Annotated in this window: 16 protein-coding genes; 14 read left to right on the forward strand and 2 right to left on the reverse strand. The window is 64.7% G+C overall.

Annotation, left to right across the window (positions count from 1 at the left end; genetic code table 11):
- Nucleotides 1-112: 112 nt before the first annotated feature.
- A complete protein-coding gene (gene motA / locus Q6A47_RS12390) occupies nucleotides 113-964 on the forward strand; it encodes a flagellar motor stator protein MotA (RefSeq protein WP_029612787.1) in 852 nt (283 codons plus the stop codon).
- A 3-nt stretch (nucleotides 965-967) separates the two neighbouring features.
- Entirely contained in the window at nucleotides 968-1,999 is a 1,032-nt protein-coding gene (gene motB, locus Q6A47_RS12395; protein WP_039582852.1) for a flagellar motor protein MotB, read from the forward strand.
- Nucleotides 2,000-2,032: 33 nt separating this feature from the next.
- On the opposite strand, the gene rsgA is transcribed toward motB, so the two are convergent.
- Nucleotides 2,033-3,064, reverse strand: a complete 1,032-nt coding sequence (gene rsgA / locus Q6A47_RS12400; protein WP_029612783.1) for a small ribosomal subunit biogenesis GTPase RsgA — start codon at nucleotides 3,062-3,064, stop codon at nucleotides 2,033-2,035.
- A gap of 93 nt (nucleotides 3,065-3,157) precedes the next feature.
- Between rsgA and orn the strand changes: the two genes are divergently transcribed.
- Both orn and Q6A47_RS12410 read left to right on the forward strand, forming a co-directional pair.
- Nucleotides 3,158-3,700: an oligoribonuclease gene (gene orn, locus Q6A47_RS12405; protein WP_029612782.1), complete on the forward strand. Its 543-nt coding sequence runs from the start codon at nucleotides 3,158-3,160 to the stop codon at nucleotides 3,698-3,700.
- A 117-nt stretch (nucleotides 3,701-3,817) separates the two neighbouring features.
- A complete protein-coding gene (locus Q6A47_RS12410) occupies nucleotides 3,818-4,432 on the forward strand; it encodes a trimeric intracellular cation channel family protein (RefSeq protein ID WP_205419316.1) in 615 nt (204 codons plus the stop codon).
- 13 nt (nucleotides 4,433-4,445) lie between these two features.
- On the opposite strand, the gene queG is transcribed toward Q6A47_RS12410, so the two are convergent.
- A complete protein-coding gene (gene queG / locus Q6A47_RS12415) occupies nucleotides 4,446-5,516 on the reverse strand; it encodes a tRNA epoxyqueuosine(34) reductase QueG (protein WP_029612780.1) in 1,071 nt (356 codons plus the stop codon).
- Nucleotides 5,517-5,580: 64 nt separating this feature from the next.
- On the opposite strand from queG, the gene Q6A47_RS12420 reads away from it, so the two are divergent.
- The 10 genes from Q6A47_RS12420 (at nucleotide 5,581) to Q6A47_RS12465 (ending at nucleotide 16,502) form a co-directional block, all read left to right on the forward strand.
- Nucleotides 5,581-6,441, forward strand: a complete 861-nt coding sequence (locus tag Q6A47_RS12420; protein ID WP_304484452.1) for an NAD(P)H-hydrate dehydratase — start codon at nucleotides 5,581-5,583, stop codon at nucleotides 6,439-6,441.
- Entirely contained in the window at nucleotides 6,438-6,902 is a 465-nt protein-coding gene (gene tsaE, locus Q6A47_RS12425) for a tRNA (adenosine(37)-N6)-threonylcarbamoyltransferase complex ATPase subunit type 1 TsaE (RefSeq protein ID WP_369811489.1), read from the forward strand. Before Q6A47_RS12420 ends, tsaE begins: the two co-directional genes overlap by 4 nt.
- Nucleotides 6,903-8,348, forward strand: a complete 1,446-nt coding sequence (locus Q6A47_RS12430; protein ID WP_205419300.1) for an N-acetylmuramoyl-L-alanine amidase — start codon at nucleotides 6,903-6,905, stop codon at nucleotides 8,346-8,348.
- Nucleotides 8,345-10,246 (forward strand): DNA mismatch repair endonuclease MutL, encoded by a 1,902-nt coding sequence (gene mutL / locus Q6A47_RS12435; protein ID WP_304484453.1) that lies wholly within the window; start codon nucleotides 8,345-8,347, stop codon nucleotides 10,244-10,246. The genes Q6A47_RS12430 and mutL overlap by 4 nt, the downstream gene beginning before the upstream one ends.
- The gene (gene miaA / locus Q6A47_RS12440) at nucleotides 10,247-11,218 is read left to right on the forward strand and encodes a tRNA (adenosine(37)-N6)-dimethylallyltransferase MiaA (protein ID WP_304484454.1); all 972 of its coding nucleotides are present in this window, start codon (nucleotides 10,247-10,249) and stop codon (nucleotides 11,216-11,218) included.
- A 92-nt stretch (nucleotides 11,219-11,310) separates the two neighbouring features.
- The gene (hfq, locus tag Q6A47_RS12445) at nucleotides 11,311-11,571 is read left to right on the forward strand and encodes an RNA chaperone Hfq (protein ID WP_029612777.1); all 261 of its coding nucleotides are present in this window, start codon (nucleotides 11,311-11,313) and stop codon (nucleotides 11,569-11,571) included.
- 12 nt (nucleotides 11,572-11,583) lie between these two features.
- The gene (hflX, locus tag Q6A47_RS12450) at nucleotides 11,584-12,885 is read left to right on the forward strand and encodes a ribosome rescue GTPase HflX (RefSeq protein WP_304484455.1); all 1,302 of its coding nucleotides are present in this window, start codon (nucleotides 11,584-11,586) and stop codon (nucleotides 12,883-12,885) included.
- 96 nt (nucleotides 12,886-12,981) lie between these two features.
- Nucleotides 12,982-14,166 (forward strand): FtsH protease activity modulator HflK, encoded by a 1,185-nt coding sequence (gene hflK / locus Q6A47_RS12455; RefSeq protein WP_295486833.1) that lies wholly within the window; start codon nucleotides 12,982-12,984, stop codon nucleotides 14,164-14,166.
- Nucleotides 14,166-15,035, forward strand: a complete 870-nt coding sequence (gene hflC, locus Q6A47_RS12460) for a protease modulator HflC (protein ID WP_039582862.1) — start codon at nucleotides 14,166-14,168, stop codon at nucleotides 15,033-15,035. The genes hflK and hflC overlap by 1 nt, the downstream gene beginning before the upstream one ends.
- Before the next feature lie 279 nt (nucleotides 15,036-15,314).
- Nucleotides 15,315-16,502, forward strand: a complete 1,188-nt coding sequence (locus Q6A47_RS12465) for an ATP phosphoribosyltransferase regulatory subunit (RefSeq protein ID WP_116887461.1) — start codon at nucleotides 15,315-15,317, stop codon at nucleotides 16,500-16,502.
- The last annotated feature ends 54 nt before the right edge of the window (nucleotides 16,503-16,556 follow it).

The raw sequence follows: 16,556 nt of genomic DNA on the forward strand, positions 1-16,556 counted from the left end.
TGGCTTTTCGCATTATGTGGCTATAGTCTGGCGCAGTTCTGCCGATAAGTAGAAGCAGAGTTTCAAAGCTCCCGCCCCTGAACCTGACCACGACAGCAAGTGCTTCCAATCTATGGCTAAAATTATCGGCATCATCGTCGTATTCGCGAGCGTTCTCGGCGGGTACGTCCTATCCCACGGCAAGATCGCGGCGCTGATCCAGCCATTCGAAGTGCTGATCATCGGTGGTGCAGCCTTTGGTGCCTTCCTGCAGGCCAACCCGGGCTACATGACCCTGCACGTGATCAAGAAGTCGCTGAAGATGTTCGGCAGCCGCTTCACCCACACCTTCTACCTGGAAGTGCTGGGCCTGATCTACGAGATTCTCAACAAGAGCCGCCGCGAGGGCATGATGGCCATCGAGGGCGACATCGAAGATGCCGCCGCCAGCCCGATCTTCGCCAAGTACCCGGCAGTGCTCGGCGACGAGCGCATGACGGCGTTCATCTGCGACTACCTGCGCATCATGTCCACCGGCAACATGGCACCCCACGAGCTCGAGGGCCTGTTCGACATGGAACTGCTGAGCATGAAGGAAGAGCTCGAGCACCCGTCGCACGCGGTGACTGGCGTGGCCGACGGCATGCCCGGCTTCGGTATCGTCGCGGCGGTACTGGGCATCGTGGTGACCATGGCCTCGCTCGGCGAGGGCGACCAGAAGGCGATCGGCATGCACGTGGGCGCGGCGCTGGTCGGTACCTTCTTCGGTATCCTGGCGGCCTATGGCTTCTTCGGCCCGCTGGCCAACTGCCTGCAGCACGACGCCAAGGAAGAGCTGAACGTCTACGAGGCGATCAAGGCCTCGCTGGTGGCCTCGGCCTCCGGCATGCCGCCGTCGCTGGCGGTCGAGTTCGGGCGCAAGGTGCTGTATCCGAAGCATCGCCCGAGCTTCGCCGAGCTGGAACAAGCGGTGCGCGGTCGCTGAGTCATGGAGAACAACCAGCCCATCATCGTCAAGCGCATCAAGCGCTATGGCGCCGGCCATCATGGCGGCGCCTGGAAGATCGCCTTCGCCGACTTCGCCACGGCAATGATGGCGTTCTTCCTCGTGCTGTGGCTGCTGTCCACGGCCACCCCTGAGCAGAAGATCGCCATCGCCGGTTACTTCAAGGATCCGATCGGCTTTTCCGAGAGCGGTACGCCTTACGTCATCGACCTGGGCGGCTCGCCGCAATTGGCGCCGGAAAAGACCATCAACCCGGAAGAGAAGTCCGAGCCGACGCCTGACACCAGCCTGCAACTGGACAAGGACAAGGTCGAGACCATGGCCGAGCAGGTCGAGCAGGAGCGTCTGCAACTGCTGCTGCAGGAACTGCAGAACAAGGTCGAAGAAAACCCGCAACTGCAGAAGTTCAAGGACCAGATCCTGTTCGAAATCACCCAGGACGGCCTGCGTATCCAGATCATGGACGCCGAGAACCGGCCGATGTTCGACCTGGGCAGTGCGCGCCTCAAACCCTACTTCGAGGACATCCTGCTGGCCATGGCCGACACCATCAAGGCGGTGCCGAACAAGATCAGCGTGAGCGGCCACACCGATGCCAAGCCGTACGCCGGCACCGGCGACTTCGGCAACTGGGAACTGTCGGCCAACCGCGCCAACGCCGCGCGTCGTGCGCTGATAGCGGGTGGTTATCCGGACGATCAGGTGGCGCGGGTGGTGGGCTATGCTTCGTCGTCGCTATTCGACCGCGAGCATCCGCAGAACCCGGTCAACCGCCGCATCGACATCATCGTGCTGACCAAGAAAGCCCAGCGCGACATCGAAGGCGAGCAGAGCCAGCCCGATGCGCCGGCCAGCCCGACCACGCCGCCCGCCAACGCCGCGCCTGCGGCACCCGGCGCTGCGGCGGCGCCCACCACCGATCCGGCGCAGCCGATGCAACCGCGCGAGTTGCGCCAGAAGCTGAACATCTTCGAGAACGGCACCTTGAAGATGGACGACAGCAAGGAAAACTGACGCGCTGCCACGGCCCTGCAAGGGCTGTGGCTGTCAGTAGGTGTCTTGGGTCAGGCTGGCCACGATCGAGCGATAGCTGTGCATGCGCTGCGCTGAAACACGACCTTCTTCCAGCGCCTTGAGCAACGCGCAGCCCGGCTCGCGGTCATGCTTGCAGTCGCGGAAGCGGCAGTTGCCCAGCAGGTCGCGAAACTCGATGAAGCCCGCTTCCACATCGTCGCGGCTGACGTGCGCCAGGCCGAATTCGCGGATGCCCGGCGAGTCGATCAAGTCGCCGCCATTGGGGAAGTGATAGAGCCGCGCCGTGGTGGTGGTGTGGGTGCCCTGGCCGGACCACTCGGACAAATCGCCCACCCGCGTCTGCGCCTGCGGCAGCAGGCTGTTGACCAGCGACGACTTGCCCACCCCCGATTGCCCGACGAACACACTGATGTGCGCGTCCAGCGTCTGTTGCAGGCGCTGCATGCCATCGCCGTGGTGGGCCGACACTTCCAGCAACGGATAGCCCAGGTCGCGGTACACCGCCAGCAGCGCGTTGAGCGTGGGGGCATTGTGCGCGTCGATCAGGTCGGCTTTGTTCAGCAGCAGCAGCGGGCGGATACCGGCGTGTTCGGCAGCGACCAGGTAGCGGTCGATGAGGTTGGCCTGGGGCTCGGGCGCCGGGGCGAAGACGATCACGATCAGGTCGACGTTGGCCGCCACCGGTTTGAGTTGGCCGTGGTTGTTGGGCCGGCACAGCTCGGTGCCGCGCGCAAGCTGCGCCACGATCACGCCGTTGCCCTGGTTGCCGGCACGCCAGACCACCTTGTCACCGGTGACCAGCGCCGGCAGGTTGGCGCGCAGGTTGCAACGGAACACCTGGCCGGCGGCCTCGCCGTCCTGGGCTTCGACCTCGACCGTGACACCGAAGTGGGCGATCACCAGGCCCAACTGCTCGGGGCCCAGGTCGCCACCTTCGAGCTCCTGCAGCGCGTGCTGCTCGCGTTTGGCAGCGCGGGCGGCGCGTTCACCCTGGATCTTTTCGATGCGCCAGTTCTGGCGGCGATTGAGCTGGCGTTTGGCCATGAAGGTTCCGTGTCGGCGGGGCAGAAAGAAAACGGCAAGCAGTTTAGCACGCTCCACTAGGCTAATATGGCGGCCTATTCGAGGAGCTCATGCATGCACAACCCACAGAACCTGATCTGGATCGATCTGGAGATGACCGGCCTGGACCCGGACACCGATGTCATCATCGAAATGGCCACCATTGTCACCGACAGCGAGCTGAACACCTTGGCCGAAGGCCCGGTGATCGCCATCCACCACAGCGATGAGGTGCTGGCGCGCATGGACGAGTGGAACACCCGCACCCACGGCGCCTCGGGCCTGACCCAGCGCGTGCGCGAGAGCCGTATCGACATGGCCCAAGCCCAGGCGCAGACCCTGGCGTTCCTCGAGCAGTGGGTGCCCAAGGGCAAGTCGCCGATCTGCGGCAACAGCATCTGCCAGGACCGGCGCTTTCTCTATCGCCACATGCCTGAGCTCGAAAGCTACTTCCACTACCGCAACCTGGATGTCTCCACGCTCAAGGAACTGGCCGCGCGTTGGGCGCCGCACGTGCGCGACAGCTTCCAGAAGGGCGGAACGCACCTGGCCCTGGACGACATCCGCGAGTCGATCGCCGAGTTGCGCCACTACCGCCAACATTTCATCAAGGTCTGACCAGCGGCGGCTTGTCGCCGCCGCTGCACGTCATTAGCGGCAAGCCACCCGTGAGAAGCCGTGCACCACACAGGCTTGTCGCTTGCCGCTTGCCATTCGAAACTGCCTATCAGGTGCATCATGCTGTTGTTGCTCTATCTGATCGCGATCACGGCCGAGGCCATGACCGGTGCGCTGTCCGCTGGGCGGCGTGGTATGGACTGGTTTGGCGTGGTGCTGATCGCCTGCATCACCGCCCTGGGCGGCGGGTCGGTGCGTGATGTGCTGCTCGGGCACTACCCGCTGACCTGGGTGAAACATCCCGAGTACCTGGTGCTCACCAGCTTCGCCGCCTTGCTGACCATTTTCATCGCGCCGTTGATGCGCCATCTGCGCACGCTGTTTCTGGTGCTCGATGCGCTGGGGTTGGTGGCGTTCACCCTGATCGGCTGCATGACGGCACTGGAAATGGGCCAGGGCATGCTGGTGGCGTCGATCAGCGGGGTGATTACCGGGGTGTTCGGTGGGATCTTGCGCGACATCTTCTGCAACGACATCCCACTGGTGTTTCGCCGTGAGTTGTACGCCAGCGTGTCGTTCGCGGCGGCCTGGTTCTATTTGGGCTGCGTGTACTTTCAGGTGCCGGCCGAGCAGGCGATGCTGTTGACGCTGTTCGGCGGTTTTCTGTTGCGGCTACTGGCGATCCGCTTTCACTGGGAAATGCCCAAGTTTCATTACAACGATGAGCGATGACGCCTGCGGGACGCTACTCCAGCGCGACCTGATGCCGCGCCAGCGCCCACTGCACATGCTCTCTGACTAATGCCGACGGGTGCTCGCGCCGTGCTTTCAAGGCTTCGATCACGGCGATCGTCGAAGGCGCATTGCCCAAGCCCACCGCTAGGTTGCGCAGCCAGCGCTCATAACCGGCGCGGCGCAGCGGCGAGCCTTCGGTGCGGCTGAGGAAGGTCTTCTCGTCCCACAGGAACAGCGCCGCCAGTTCGGCGTTGTCCAAACCGTGGCGGGGTTTGAAGTCGTCTTCACCGGTGGACTTGGCGAAGCGGTTCCAGGGGCAGACGATCTGGCAATCGTCGCAGCCGAAGACCCGGTTGCCGATCAATGGCCTGAGCTCCACCGGAATGGCGTCTCGCAGTTCGATGGTCAAGTACGAGATGCAGCGCCGGGCATCGAGTTGGTAGGGACCGACGAAGGCGGAGGTCGGGCACAGGTCCAGGCAGGCCTGGCAGCGTCCGCAGTGTTCGCTGGTCTGGGCCTCGTCCGCCGGCAGTGGCAGGTCGACGAACAGTTCGGCGAGGAAGAAATAGCTGCCGGCCTTGCGGTTGAGCAGCAGGGTGTTCTTGCCGATCCAGCCGAGCCCGGCCTGCTGGGCGATGGCCTTTTCCAGCACCGGGGCACTGTCGACGAAAGCGCGGTAGCCGAACGGGCCGATGGCTTCCTGGATGCGGTCGGCCAGGTGCTGCACGCGCTTGCGCACCAGCTTGTGGTAGTCGCGGCCCAGGGCGTAACGCGAGACATAGGCTTTTTCAGGCTGGGCAAGGCGCTGGGCCATGCGGGTGTCGCCGGGCAGATAGTCCATGCGCAGCGACACCACGCGCAAGGTGCCGGGAATCAGTTCGGCCGGGCGCGAACGTTTCGTGCCATGCGCTGCCATATAGTCCATCTCACCGTGGTGCCCGGCGTCCAGCCAGCGCTGCAGATGCTGTTCGTGTTCGCCAAGCTCGACATCGGCGATGCCCACATGGGCAAAACCGAGTGCGTGGCCCCAATCCTTGATGGACTGGGCCAATAGAGGCAGGTCTGGAAGAGAGGCGGACATGGATGGACAGGCATTACAGGCTCAGGTGCGTATAATTCTGCCAGACATCGGAGCCTTTGACCCCATGCCTCAGACCAAACACCCCGGCAACGCCCCGCTCGCGCTCAGCAGCCTGACCGTCGCGCACCTGCCCGCGCGTCCCGCCGACGCCCACAAAGGCGACTTCGGTCATGTGCTGGTGGTCGGCGGCGACCTGGGTACTGGCGGTGCGGTGCTGCTCAGTGCCGAAGCGGCACTGCGCTGTGGCGCCGGGCTGGTCAGCGTGGCGACGCGGCCCGAGCACGTGGCCGCCAGCCTGGCCCGTCTGCCGGAAACCATGTGCCTGGGCGTGAGTTCGGCCAATCAACTGATGGCGGTACTCGAGCGCGCCTCGGTGCTGGTGGTCGGGCCCGGCCTTGGCCAGGCCGCCTGGGGGCGTAGCCTGCTGTCGGCCGTGGCCAACGCGCGGTTGCCGCAAGTGTGGGACGCCGACGCACTCAACTTGCTGGCGCGTGCGCCGTTGGCGCTGCCGGCCGGTAGCATCCTCACCCCGCATCCAGGCGAGGCGGCGCGGCTTTTGGGGCTGTCGACCGAGGCGGTGCAGGCCGACCGTGCGGGGGCGGCGCGCAAGCTGGCGCGCCGTCATGGCAGCGTGTGCGTGCTCAAGGGCGCCGGCACGTTGATCGCCGATCCGCACGGCCAGTTGCGCGTATGCGAGCGCGGTCATCCGGCGATGGCTGGCGCGGGCCTGGGCGATGTGCTCAGCGGCGTGCTTGCCGCGCTGCTGGCCCAAGGCCTGGACGCTTGGCAGGCGGCGGGGCTGGGCGTGTGGCTGCACGCCTGTGCCGGCGAGCGCCTGGGCGTCCGGGGTAGAGGCTTGGCCGCCAGCGATCTGGCGCCGGTCATTCGAGAATTGTTGGAGGAGCATTCAGCGTGTCAGGCATAACCCTGTTTCTGGCCGACGAACCGGCCACCGTCGCCTTCGGTGCGACCCTGGCCCAGGTCACCGGCGGCCATGGCGTGATCTTTCTGGAGGGCGACCTGGGCGCTGGCAAGACCACCTTGTCACGCGGTCTGATCCGTGGGTTAGGCCACACCGGCGCGGTGAAAAGTCCGACCTTCACTGTGGTCGAACCCTACGAGATCGGCGATATACGCGCTTTTCATTTCGACCTGTATCGCCTGGTCGATCCAGAGGAGCTGGAGTTCATGGGCATTCGCGACTATTTCGAAGGCGATCCCCTGTGTCTTTTCGAATGGCCGCAGAAGGGCGCGGGCGTTTTGCCAAAGCCTGACCTGACCATTACCATAAGCCCCCAGGCGGGCGGCCGCTCGCTGAACCTGTCGCCGCAGGGGGCTCGCGGCGAAGCCTGGTGTGCCACTCTGGCTGCCGAATTCAAACAGTAAGTGGGGAAAGGTATGCCGCGCATCCGCGCACTGGTCGCCATCGTTGGGCTGCTGTTGACCGCAGTGACCCTCGACGCTCTGGCCGTCACGCAAGTCAAGAGCATGCGCCTGTGGCGCGCGCCGGACAACACACGGCTGGTCTTCGACCTGTCCGGACCGGTGCAGCACAGCGTCTTCACGCTCAGCGCGCCCGATCGTCTGGTCATCGACATCAATGGTGCGACGCTGGCCTCGCCGCTGAACGTCTCCACCTCGAACACGCCCATCACCAGCGTGCGTTCGGCTCAGCGCACCCCCACCGACCTGCGCGTGGTGGTCGACCTGAAGAAGGCCGTCACGCCGAAGAGCTTCACCCTCGCGCCGAACGCCCAGTATGGCAACCGTCTGGTGGTGGATCTGTACGACCAGGAGGCTGACGCCATCGCCGCCAGCAACCCGACCCCTGCGCCGGTCGCTACCGCGCCGGCGACCACGCCTGCGGTGCCGGTCACTCCGACGCAACCGGCGATCAAGCTGCCGCCGGTGCCCAACGGCAAGCGCGACATCGTGGTTGCCATCGATGCCGGTCACGGCGGCGAAGACCCCGGGGCCTCCGGCTCGCGGGGGCAGCACGAAAAAGACATCGTGTTGCAGATCGCCCGCGAACTGCAGCGCCAGATCAACACCGAAAAGGGCTATCGCGCCGAACTGACCCGCACGGGCGACTACTTCATTCCGCTGCGCAAGCGCACCGAGATCGCCCGCAAGAAGGGCGCCGACCTGTTCATCTCCATCCACGCCGACGCAGCGCCCTCCAAGGCCGCCTTCGGCGCCTCGGTGTTCGCCCTGTCCGACCGGGGCGCCACGTCCGAAACCGCGCGCTGGCTGGCCGACAGCGAAAACCGTTCCGACCTGATCGGCGGTGCTGGCAACGTCAGCCTCGACGACAAGGACCGCATGCTGGCGGGCGTACTGCTGGACCTGTCGATGACCGCCACGCTCAGCTCCAGCCTCAATGTCGGGCAGAAAGTGCTGGGCAACATGGGCCGCATCACGCCGCTGCACAAGCAGCGTGTGGAACAGGCCGGATTCATGGTGTTGAAATCGCCTGATATCCCGTCGATTCTGGTCGAGACCGGGTTCATCTCCAATGCCAACGAGGCCAACAAACTGGCCACCCGCAGCCATCAGCAGGCACTGGCACGTTCCATCCACAGCGGCGTGCGACAGTTCTTCCAGCAGAACCCACCGCCCGGCACCTACATCGCCTGGCTGCGCGACTCCGGCAAGATTGCCCAGGGGCCGCGTGAGCACAGTGTGAGGCCCGGTGAGACGCTGGCGATGATCGCCGTGCGTTATCAGGTCAGCGTGGCCAGCCTGCGCAGTGCCAACAACCTCAAGAGCGAGGAGCTCAAGGTCGGTCAGCACCTCGATATCCCGGCTACCACCCTGGCTTCGCAGCAATGAGCGACGGCGTCCGTATCCAGCTGCTCAGCCCGCGGCTGGCCAACCAGATCGCCGCAGGCGAGGTGGTCGAGCGTCCTGCTTCGGTGGTCAAGGAACTGCTGGAAAACAGCCTTGACTCCGGTGCCCGGCGCATCGATATCGAGGTGGAGCAGGGCGGGGTCAAACTGCTGCGGGTGCGTGATGACGGACGCGGCATCGCCTCGGACGACCTGCCGCTGGCCCTGGCCCGTCACGCCACCAGCAAGATCCGTGAACTGGAAGACCTCGAAGGTGTGCTGAGCCTGGGTTTTCGCGGCGAGGCGTTGGCTTCGATCAGCTCGGTGGCGCGCCTCACCCTGACCTCGCGCACCGCTGATGCCGGCGAGGCCTGGCAGGTGGAGACCGAGGGCCGCGACATGCTTCCACGGGTGCAGCCAGCGGCGCATCCGGTCGGCACGTCGGTCGAGGTGCGCGACCTGTTCTTCAACACACCGGCCCGACGTAAATTCCTCAAGGCCGAGAAGACCGAGTTCGACCACCTGCAGGAAGTGATCCGGCGCCTGGCGCTGGCGCGATTCGACGTGGGCTTTCATCTGCGCCATAACGGCAAGAGCATCCTCAGCCTGCACGAAGCGCCAGACGATGTCGCGCGGGCGCGGCGTGTCGGCGCCATCTGCGGTCCTGGCTTCCTTGAGCAGGCGTTGCCGATCGAGGTCGAGCGCAATGGCCTGCGCCTGTGGGGCTGGGTCGGGCTGCCGACCTTCTCGCGCAGTCAGGCCGACCTGCAGTACTTCTTCGTCAATGGCCGGGCGGTGCGCGACAAACTGGTCGCCCACGCGGTACGCCAGGCCTACCGTGACGTGCTGTTCAACGGTCGCCACCCCACCTTCGTGCTGTTCCTCGAACTCGACCCCACCGGCGTCGATGTCAACGTCCATCCCACCAAGCATGAAGTGCGCTTCCGTGAGGGGCGCATGGTGCACGACTTCCTGTACGGCACCTTGCACCGGGCACTGGCCGATGTGCGCCCTGAAGACCAATTGGCAGCGCCGGCCGCCAGCAGCGAGATCGTCCGTCCCACCGGTCAGCAGGCCGGCGAGTTCGGCCCGCAGGGTGAAATGCGCCTGGCTGCCTCGGTGCTCGAGCAGCCAGCGGCCGAGTCGCGCCCGACGTTCTCCAATGGCGGCGCCGGGGCGGGCTACCAGTATCAGTATTCGCCGCGCCCGGCGGCGCCCGTGCCGGCCAGCGAGGCCCAGGCGGTGTATCGAGAGTTCTTCGCCCCGCTCGACGGCGTGGCGCCTGCTCCAGCGGCATTGCCGGACAGTCAGGGCGATATTCCGCCGCTGGGCTATGCACTGGCCCAGCTCAAAGGCATCTACATCCTGGCCGAGAACGCCGTCGGCCTGGTGCTGGTGGACATGCACGCCGCCCACGAGCGAATCATGTACGAGCGCCTCAAGCTGGCGATGGCCAGCGAAGGCCTGAGCGGCCAGCCGTTGCTGGTGCCTGAGTCTCTGGCGGTGAGTCAGCGTGAGGCCGACTGCGCCGAAGAGCATGCGCAGACTTTCCAGCGCCTGGGCTTCGAACTGCAGCGCCTGGGTCCGGAAACCCTGGCGATCCGGCAGATTCCGGCGCTGCTCAAGCAGGCCGAGGCCAACCGTCTGGTTCAGGACGTGCTGTCCGACCTCATGGAGTACGGCACCAGCGACCGGGTCCAGGCGCACATCAACGAGTTGCTCGGCACCATGGCCTGCCACGGCGCCGTGCGTGCCAACCGGCGTCTGGCGATTGCCGAGATGAATGCGCTGCTGCGCGACATGGAAAACACCGAACGCAGCGGCCAGTGCAACCACGGCCGACCGACCTGGACCCAAATGGGCCTGGACGATCTGGACAAACTTTTCCTGCGCGGTCGATGAATGAGTCTTCACCCTCCTGCCATTTTTCTCATGGGCCCGACGGCCGCCGGCAAGACCGACCTGGCCATCGCGCTCACCCAGGCCTTGCCGTGCGAGCTGGTCAGCGTCGATTCGGCCATGGTCTACCGCGGCATGGACATCGGCACCGCCAAACCCTCGCCCGAGGTGCTGGCGGCGCATCCTCATCGGCTGGTGGACATTCTCGATCCCGCACAGAGCTATTCGGCGGCGCAGTTTTGCACCGATGCGCTGGCGGCCATGGCCGAGATCACCGCGCGCGGCAAGATCCCGCTGCTGGTCGGCGGCACCATGCTCTATTACAAAGCACTGGTCGACGGCCTGGCCGACATGCCGCCGGCCGATGCCGCGGTGCGCGCCGAGCTCGAGGCACAGGCCCGCGAACACGGCCTGGCCGAGCTCCATCGGCAGCTTGCCGAGGTGGATCCGGTCTCGGCCGCGCGCATTCACCCCAACGACCCGCAGCGATTGATTCGCGCGCTGGAGGTGTTCCGCGTCAGCGGCCAGAGCATGACCGTGCATCGGGCCCGTCAATCCTCCGAAAGCAGCGGTGTAGAGGCGGGCGCGGGCGGTCATTTGCCCTATACTGTGGCCCGTCTGGCGATCGCGCCGGCGGATCGTCACGTGCTGCATGAACGAATTGCATTACGATTTTCGCAGATGCTGGAACAGGGCTTCGTCGACGAGGTCCGAGAGTTGCGGGCCAGAAGTGACTTGCACGTGGGGCTGCCGTCTATACGGGCAGTGGGGTACAGGCAGGTCTGGGAATATCTGGACAGCCAACTGACAGCCGAACAGATGCGCGAACGCGGTATCATCGCCACCCGTCAGTTGGCCAAGCGGCAATTCACTTGGCTGCGCAGCTGGTCCAATGTGCACTGGCTGGACAGCCTGGCCTGCGACAATCTGTCCCGCACCTTGAAATACCTGGGATCGGCCTCCATATTGAGCTGAGTCCCTGCAATTGCCGTCTATTCTTGCAACAGACGGCGTTAATGAAAGAATTCTTCAGCTTTTTACTATTGATCCTTACAGGAGTGCGGCATATGTCAAAAGGGCATTCGCTACAAGACCCTTACTTGAACACCTTGAGAAAAGAAAAAGTCCCGGTTTCGATCTATCTGGTCAACGGGATCAAGCTGCAGGGCCAGATCGAGTCCTTCGACCAGTTCGTCGTGCTGCTGAAGAACACCGTCAGCCAGATGGTCTACAAGCACGCCATCTCCACTGTCGTACCTGCCCGCCCGGTTCGCCTGCCAAGCCCGTCCGATTCCGAACACGGCGACAGCGAGCCAGGCAACGCCTGATAGGAGCCTGCATTGTTCTTTGAGCGCCACGGTGGTGGTGAACGGGCCTTGCTCGTTCACTTGGAAGGTCAGAACCCTGAGGCGCGCGAAGACCCGCAGGAGTTTCAGGAGCTGGCACTGTCGGCCGGGGCGGACATCGTCCACCTAGCCACGGTTGCGCGGCACCAGCCCACAGCGAAGTTCCTGATCGGCAGCGGCAAGGTCGAGGAGCTGCGCGACCTGGTCAAGGCCGAAGAAGCCGACCTGGTCATCTTCAATCACACCCTCACGCCCAGTCAGGAACGCAACCTCGAGCGCGTCTTCGAGTGTCGCGTGCTCGACCGTACCGGCCTGATTCTCGACATCTTCGCCCAGCGCGCACGTACCCACGAAGGCAAGCTGCAGGTCGAACTGGCCCAGCTCGAGCACATGAGCACGCGCCTGGTGCGCGGCTGGACTCACCTGGAGCGGCAGAAAGGCGGTATCGGCCTGCGCGGTCCGGGTGAAACCCAGTTGGAAACCGACCGCCGCCTGCTGCGGGTACGCCTGCGGCAGATCAAGGCGCGCCTGGAAAAGGTCCGCAGCCAGCGCGAGCAAGCCCGGCGCGGGCGTCGTCGTGCGGATATTCCGTCGGTGTCGCTGGTGGGCTACACCAACGCCGGCAAGTCCACGCTGTTCAACGCCCTGACACGCTCCGACGTGTACGCCGCCGACCAGCTGTTCGCCACCCTCGACCCCACCTTGCGCCGGCTGGAGCTGGATGACCTGGGGCCGATCGTGCTGGCCGACACCGTGGGCTTCATCCGGCATTTGCCTCACAAGCTGGTCGAGGCGTTTCGCGCCACGCTCGAGGAATCGAGCAACTCCGACCTGCTGCTGCACGTGATCGATGCTCACGAGCCGGAGCGCATGGAACAGATCGAGCAGGTACTGGCCGTTCTAGGTGAGATCGGTGCCGAAGGCTTGCCCATCCTCGAGGTCTATAACAAACTCGACCTGCTCGAAGACGTCGAGCCGCAGATCCAGCGCAATGCCGACGGCAAGCCGGAGCGGGTCTGGGTCTCGGCGCGCGACGGGCGTGGCCTTGAGCTCGTCGGGCAGGCGATAGCCGAATTGCTGGGCAATGATCTGTTCGTCGGCACCCTGCGACTGGAGCAGCGATTGGCGCGCCTGCGTGCGCAGTTCTTCGAGTTGGGGGCCGTACAGCGCGAGGAGCACGACGACGAAGGCAGCAGCCTGCTGAGCGTGCGTTTGCCGCGGGTGGAACTTAACCGTATGGTCAGCCGCGAAGGCCTCGAGCCTGACGCGTTCATCGCGCAACACACTTTGCAATAAATGCCCGTCGAGGTCGCCGGGCAGCCGTGACAGGCATTCTGTAGCATTGGACGGCGCGCCGTGGGCGCGTCTTTGCTTTATCAGATGGAGAGCGCTATGGCTTGGAACGAGCCGGGTGGCAACTCGAACAATCAGGATCCCTGGGGCGGCCGCCGCGGTGGCGGCGGTGGTGGCGACAAGAAGGGGCCACCGGATCTCGACGAGGCCTTCCGCAAGCTGCAGGACAGCCTCAACGGCATGTTCGGCGGCAAGAAGAAACGCGGTGGCGGTGGTGGTGACCGCAACGTCGGCAAAGGCGGCGGCTTCGGCCTGCTGGGCATTGGCCTGGCGGTGCTGGCGGCTATCTGGCTGTACAGCGCCGTCTACGTGGTTGACGAGCAGGAGCAGGCCGTGGTGCTGCGCTTCGGCAAGTACTACGAAACCGTGGGCCCGGGCCTGAATATCTATTTCCCGCCTATCGACCGCAAGTACATGGAAAACGTCACGCGTGAGCGGGCGTACACCAAGCAGGGCCAGATGCTCACCGAAGACGAGAACATCGTCGAGGTGCCGCTGACCGTGCAGTACAAGATCAGCAATCTGCAGGACTTCGTGCTCAACGTCGACCAGCCTGAAGTCAGCCTGCAGCACGCCACCGACAGCGCCCTGCGCCACGTGGTGGGCTCCACCTCGATGGACCAGGTGCTGACCGAAGGCCGTGAGCAGATGGCCGTGGATATCCGCGAGCGCCTGCAGCGTTTCCTCGACACCTACCGCACCGGTATCACCGTCACCCAGGTCAACGTGCAGAGCGCGGCAGCCCCGCGTGAAGTGCAGGAAGCCTTCGACGACGTGATCCGTGCGCGCGAAGACGAGCAGCGTTCGCGCAACCAGGCCGAGTCCTATGCCAATGGCGTGGTGCCGGAAGCCCGTGGTCAAGCGCAGCGCATCATCGAGGACGCCAACGGCTACCGCGACGAAGTGATCGCCCGCGCCAAGGGTGAGGCCGACCGCTTCACCAAGCTGGTCGCCGAGTACCGCAAGGCGCCTGACGTCACCCGTCAGCGTCTGTACCTGGAGACCATGCAGGAAGTCTACAGCAACACCAGCAAGGTGCTGGTGACCGCCAAGGACGGGCAGAACAACCTGCTCTACCTGCCACTGGACAAGATGGTCGAAGGCAGCCGCAACAACGCAGCGTCGTCCAGCAGCGGGTCGCCGTCGGTCAACGACGCCGCCGCTCGCTCGACCCCCGACCTGCAACAGCAACAACAGCCGCTGCGCACTAGGGAGAGCCGCTGATGAGCAATAAATCGCTGTTCGCCCTCATCGCTGCCGTGGTGTTGGCGATCGTCGCCTGGAACTGCTTCTACATCGTCTCGCAGACCGAGCGGGCGGTATTGCTGCAGTTCGGTCGCGTGGTCCAGGCCGATGTTCAGCCGGGTCTGCACGTGAAGGTGCCGTACGTCAACCAGGTGCGCAAGTTCGACGCCCGCCTGATGACCCTGGACGCTCCCACCCAGCGCTTCCTCACGCTGGAGAAGAAAGCGGTCATGGTCGACGCCTATGCCAAGTGGCGAGTGAAAGATGCCGAGCGCTTCTACACCGCAACCTCGGGTATGAAGCAGATCGCCGACGAGCGCCTGTCGCGTCGTCTGGAAAGTGGCCTGCGCGACCAGTTCGGCAAGCGCACCCTGCATGAAGTGGTCTCCGGTGAGCGTGACGCGTTGATGGCTGACATCACCGCCTCGCTGAACCGCATGGCCAACAAGGAGCTGGGTATCGAGGTGGTGGACGTTCGCGTTAAGGCCATCGACCTGCCCAAGGAAGTCAACCGCAGCGTGTTCGATCGCATGAGCACCGAGCGTGAGCGCGAAGCCCGCGAACACCGCGCCAAAGGTAACGAGCTGGCCGAAGGTATTCGCGCCGATGCCGACCGTCAGCGCCGCGTGTTGCTGGCCGAAGCCTATCGCGAAGCGGAAGAAACCCGTGGTGATGGTGACGCTCAGTCGGCCTCCATCTACGCCAAGGCCTACGGCCAGGACGCTGATTTCTACGCGTTCTACCGCAGTCTGCAGGCCTACCGCGAGAGCTTCTCCAGCAAGAGCGACGTGCTGGTCCTGGATCCGAAGAACGAGTTCTTCCGTTTCCTCGACAAGAGCAAGCCGTAAGCGCAAGACGCCCCGCCGGGCAGCTAAAACGTCCGGTGGGGTGCATCCCGAAGAAAAAGGGGTGTATGATGAGTCAGCCGGGAAATTCCCGGCTTTTTTGCGTCTGCAAGGTTGATTGGCCCCAGGCTTTTCGACGACTTGGTCAGCTCGCAGGTATTTCGAGGGTGTTGGCACGGCGGCGGCGCTGGGATCGGTGCTGCCTGCTGTTGTGCGCCAACGCCTGCTTTACAGGTGGCTAACCCGCAGGGCGGCCGCCCGGACCAGAGGGGAAATGGCGTAATGGCAACGGTAGACCGCTGGCTGCTGCCAGATGGCATCGAGGAAGTACTGCCACCTGAAGCGGCGCGCATCGAAATCGCGCGTCGCCAGGTGTTGGACCTGTTCCAGAGTTGGGGCTACGAACTGGTCGTCACCCCGCATATCGAGTACCTGGAATCGCTGCTCACCGGCGCAGGCCAGGACCTGGACCAGCGTACCTTCAAGGTGGTCGATCCGCAGTCCGGCCGCTTGATGGGCTTCCGTGCCGACTTCACCCCCCAGGTGGCACGCATCGATGCCCACACCCTGCGCCGCGAAGGCCCGAGTCGTCTGTGCTATGCCGGCAGCGTGCTGCACGCCGAGCCGCGGGCGCTGTCCACGTCGCGCAGCCCCATCCAACTGGGCGCCGAGCTGTATGGCGATGCCAGCCCGACCAGCGATGTCGAGGTGATCAGCCTGATGCTGAGCACCCTGCAGCTCACCGATGTGGCCGACGTGCACATGGACCTGGGCCACGTCGGTATCTACCGCGGCCTGGCGCGTGCCGCCGGCCTCTGCGGCGCGGTCGAACAGCAGTTGTTCGATGCGCTGCAGCGCAAGGCCGTGGACGAGGTCCACGCCCTGACCGCGGAGTTGCCGAAGGACCTGGGCAATATGCTGCGCGCCCTGGTCGAGCTGTGCGGTGGCCGCGAGGTGCTGGCCGAAGCCCGCGTGCGCCTGGGGCGTGCGCCTGCCAGTGTGCTGGCGGCGCTGGACGATCTGCTGGCCATCGCCGATCGCCTGGCTGCACGCTATCCGCAACTGCCGCTGTACTTCGACCTGGGCGAGTTGCGCGGCTACAACTATCACACAGGCGTGGTGTTCGCCGTCTTCGTCCCCGGTGTCGGTCAATCGATCGCCCAGGGCGGGCGCTATGACGACATCGGCGCCGACTTCGGCCGGGCGCGCCCGGCTACCGGTTTCTCCACGGATTTGAAGACCCTGGTCACACTGGGGCGAGCGGAGGTCGCATTGCCGTGCGGTGGCATCTGGATGCCCGACAACGGCGACGCGGCCCTCTGGCAGCAGGTCTGCCAGTTGCGCAACGAGGGCCAGCGTGTGGTTCAGGCCCTGCCTGGGCAGCCGCTGAGTGCTGCCTTCGAAGCGGATTGTGATCGGCAATTGATTCAGCAGGACGGGCGCTGGCAGGTTCTGCCGCTGACCCATTGAGATTCTTCGCCGGCAATGGGCCGGCAACCAAGATTGCGTGAATGAGGACAAGTG

It is taken from the genome of Pseudomonas boreofloridensis, assembly GCF_030580795.1.
In the GTDB taxonomy this organism is placed as follows: Bacteria; Pseudomonadota; Gammaproteobacteria; order Pseudomonadales; family Pseudomonadaceae; genus Aquipseudomonas; species Aquipseudomonas boreofloridensis.

What these genes read in the sequence shown, in the direction of transcription:
- motA (WP_029612787.1), top strand. Translation starts at nt 113, where the DNA reads ATGGCTAAAATTATCGGCATCATCGTCGTATTCGCGAGCGTTCTCGGC.
- motB (WP_039582852.1), top strand. Translation starts at nt 968, where the DNA reads ATGGAGAACAACCAGCCCATCATCGTCAAGCGCATCAAGCGCTATGGC.
- rsgA (WP_029612783.1), bottom strand. Translation starts at nt 3,064, where the DNA reads ATGGCCAAACGCCAGCTCAATCGCCGCCAGAACTGGCGCATCGAAAAG.
- orn (WP_029612782.1), top strand. Translation starts at nt 3,158, where the DNA reads ATGCACAACCCACAGAACCTGATCTGGATCGATCTGGAGATGACCGGC.
- queG (WP_029612780.1), bottom strand. Translation starts at nt 5,516, where the DNA reads ATGTCCGCCTCTCTTCCAGACCTGCCTCTATTGGCCCAGTCCATCAAG.
- Q6A47_RS12420 (WP_304484452.1), top strand. Translation starts at nt 5,581, where the DNA reads ATGCCTCAGACCAAACACCCCGGCAACGCCCCGCTCGCGCTCAGCAGC.
- mutL (WP_304484453.1), top strand. Translation starts at nt 8,345, where the DNA reads ATGAGCGACGGCGTCCGTATCCAGCTGCTCAGCCCGCGGCTGGCCAAC.
- miaA (WP_304484454.1), top strand. Translation starts at nt 10,247, where the DNA reads ATGAGTCTTCACCCTCCTGCCATTTTTCTCATGGGCCCGACGGCCGCC.
- hfq (WP_029612777.1), top strand. Translation starts at nt 11,311, where the DNA reads ATGTCAAAAGGGCATTCGCTACAAGACCCTTACTTGAACACCTTGAGA.
- hflK (WP_295486833.1), top strand. Translation starts at nt 12,982, where the DNA reads ATGGCTTGGAACGAGCCGGGTGGCAACTCGAACAATCAGGATCCCTGG.
- hflC (WP_039582862.1), top strand. Translation starts at nt 14,166, where the DNA reads ATGAGCAATAAATCGCTGTTCGCCCTCATCGCTGCCGTGGTGTTGGCG.
- Q6A47_RS12465 (WP_116887461.1), top strand. Translation starts at nt 15,315, where the DNA reads ATGGCAACGGTAGACCGCTGGCTGCTGCCAGATGGCATCGAGGAAGTA.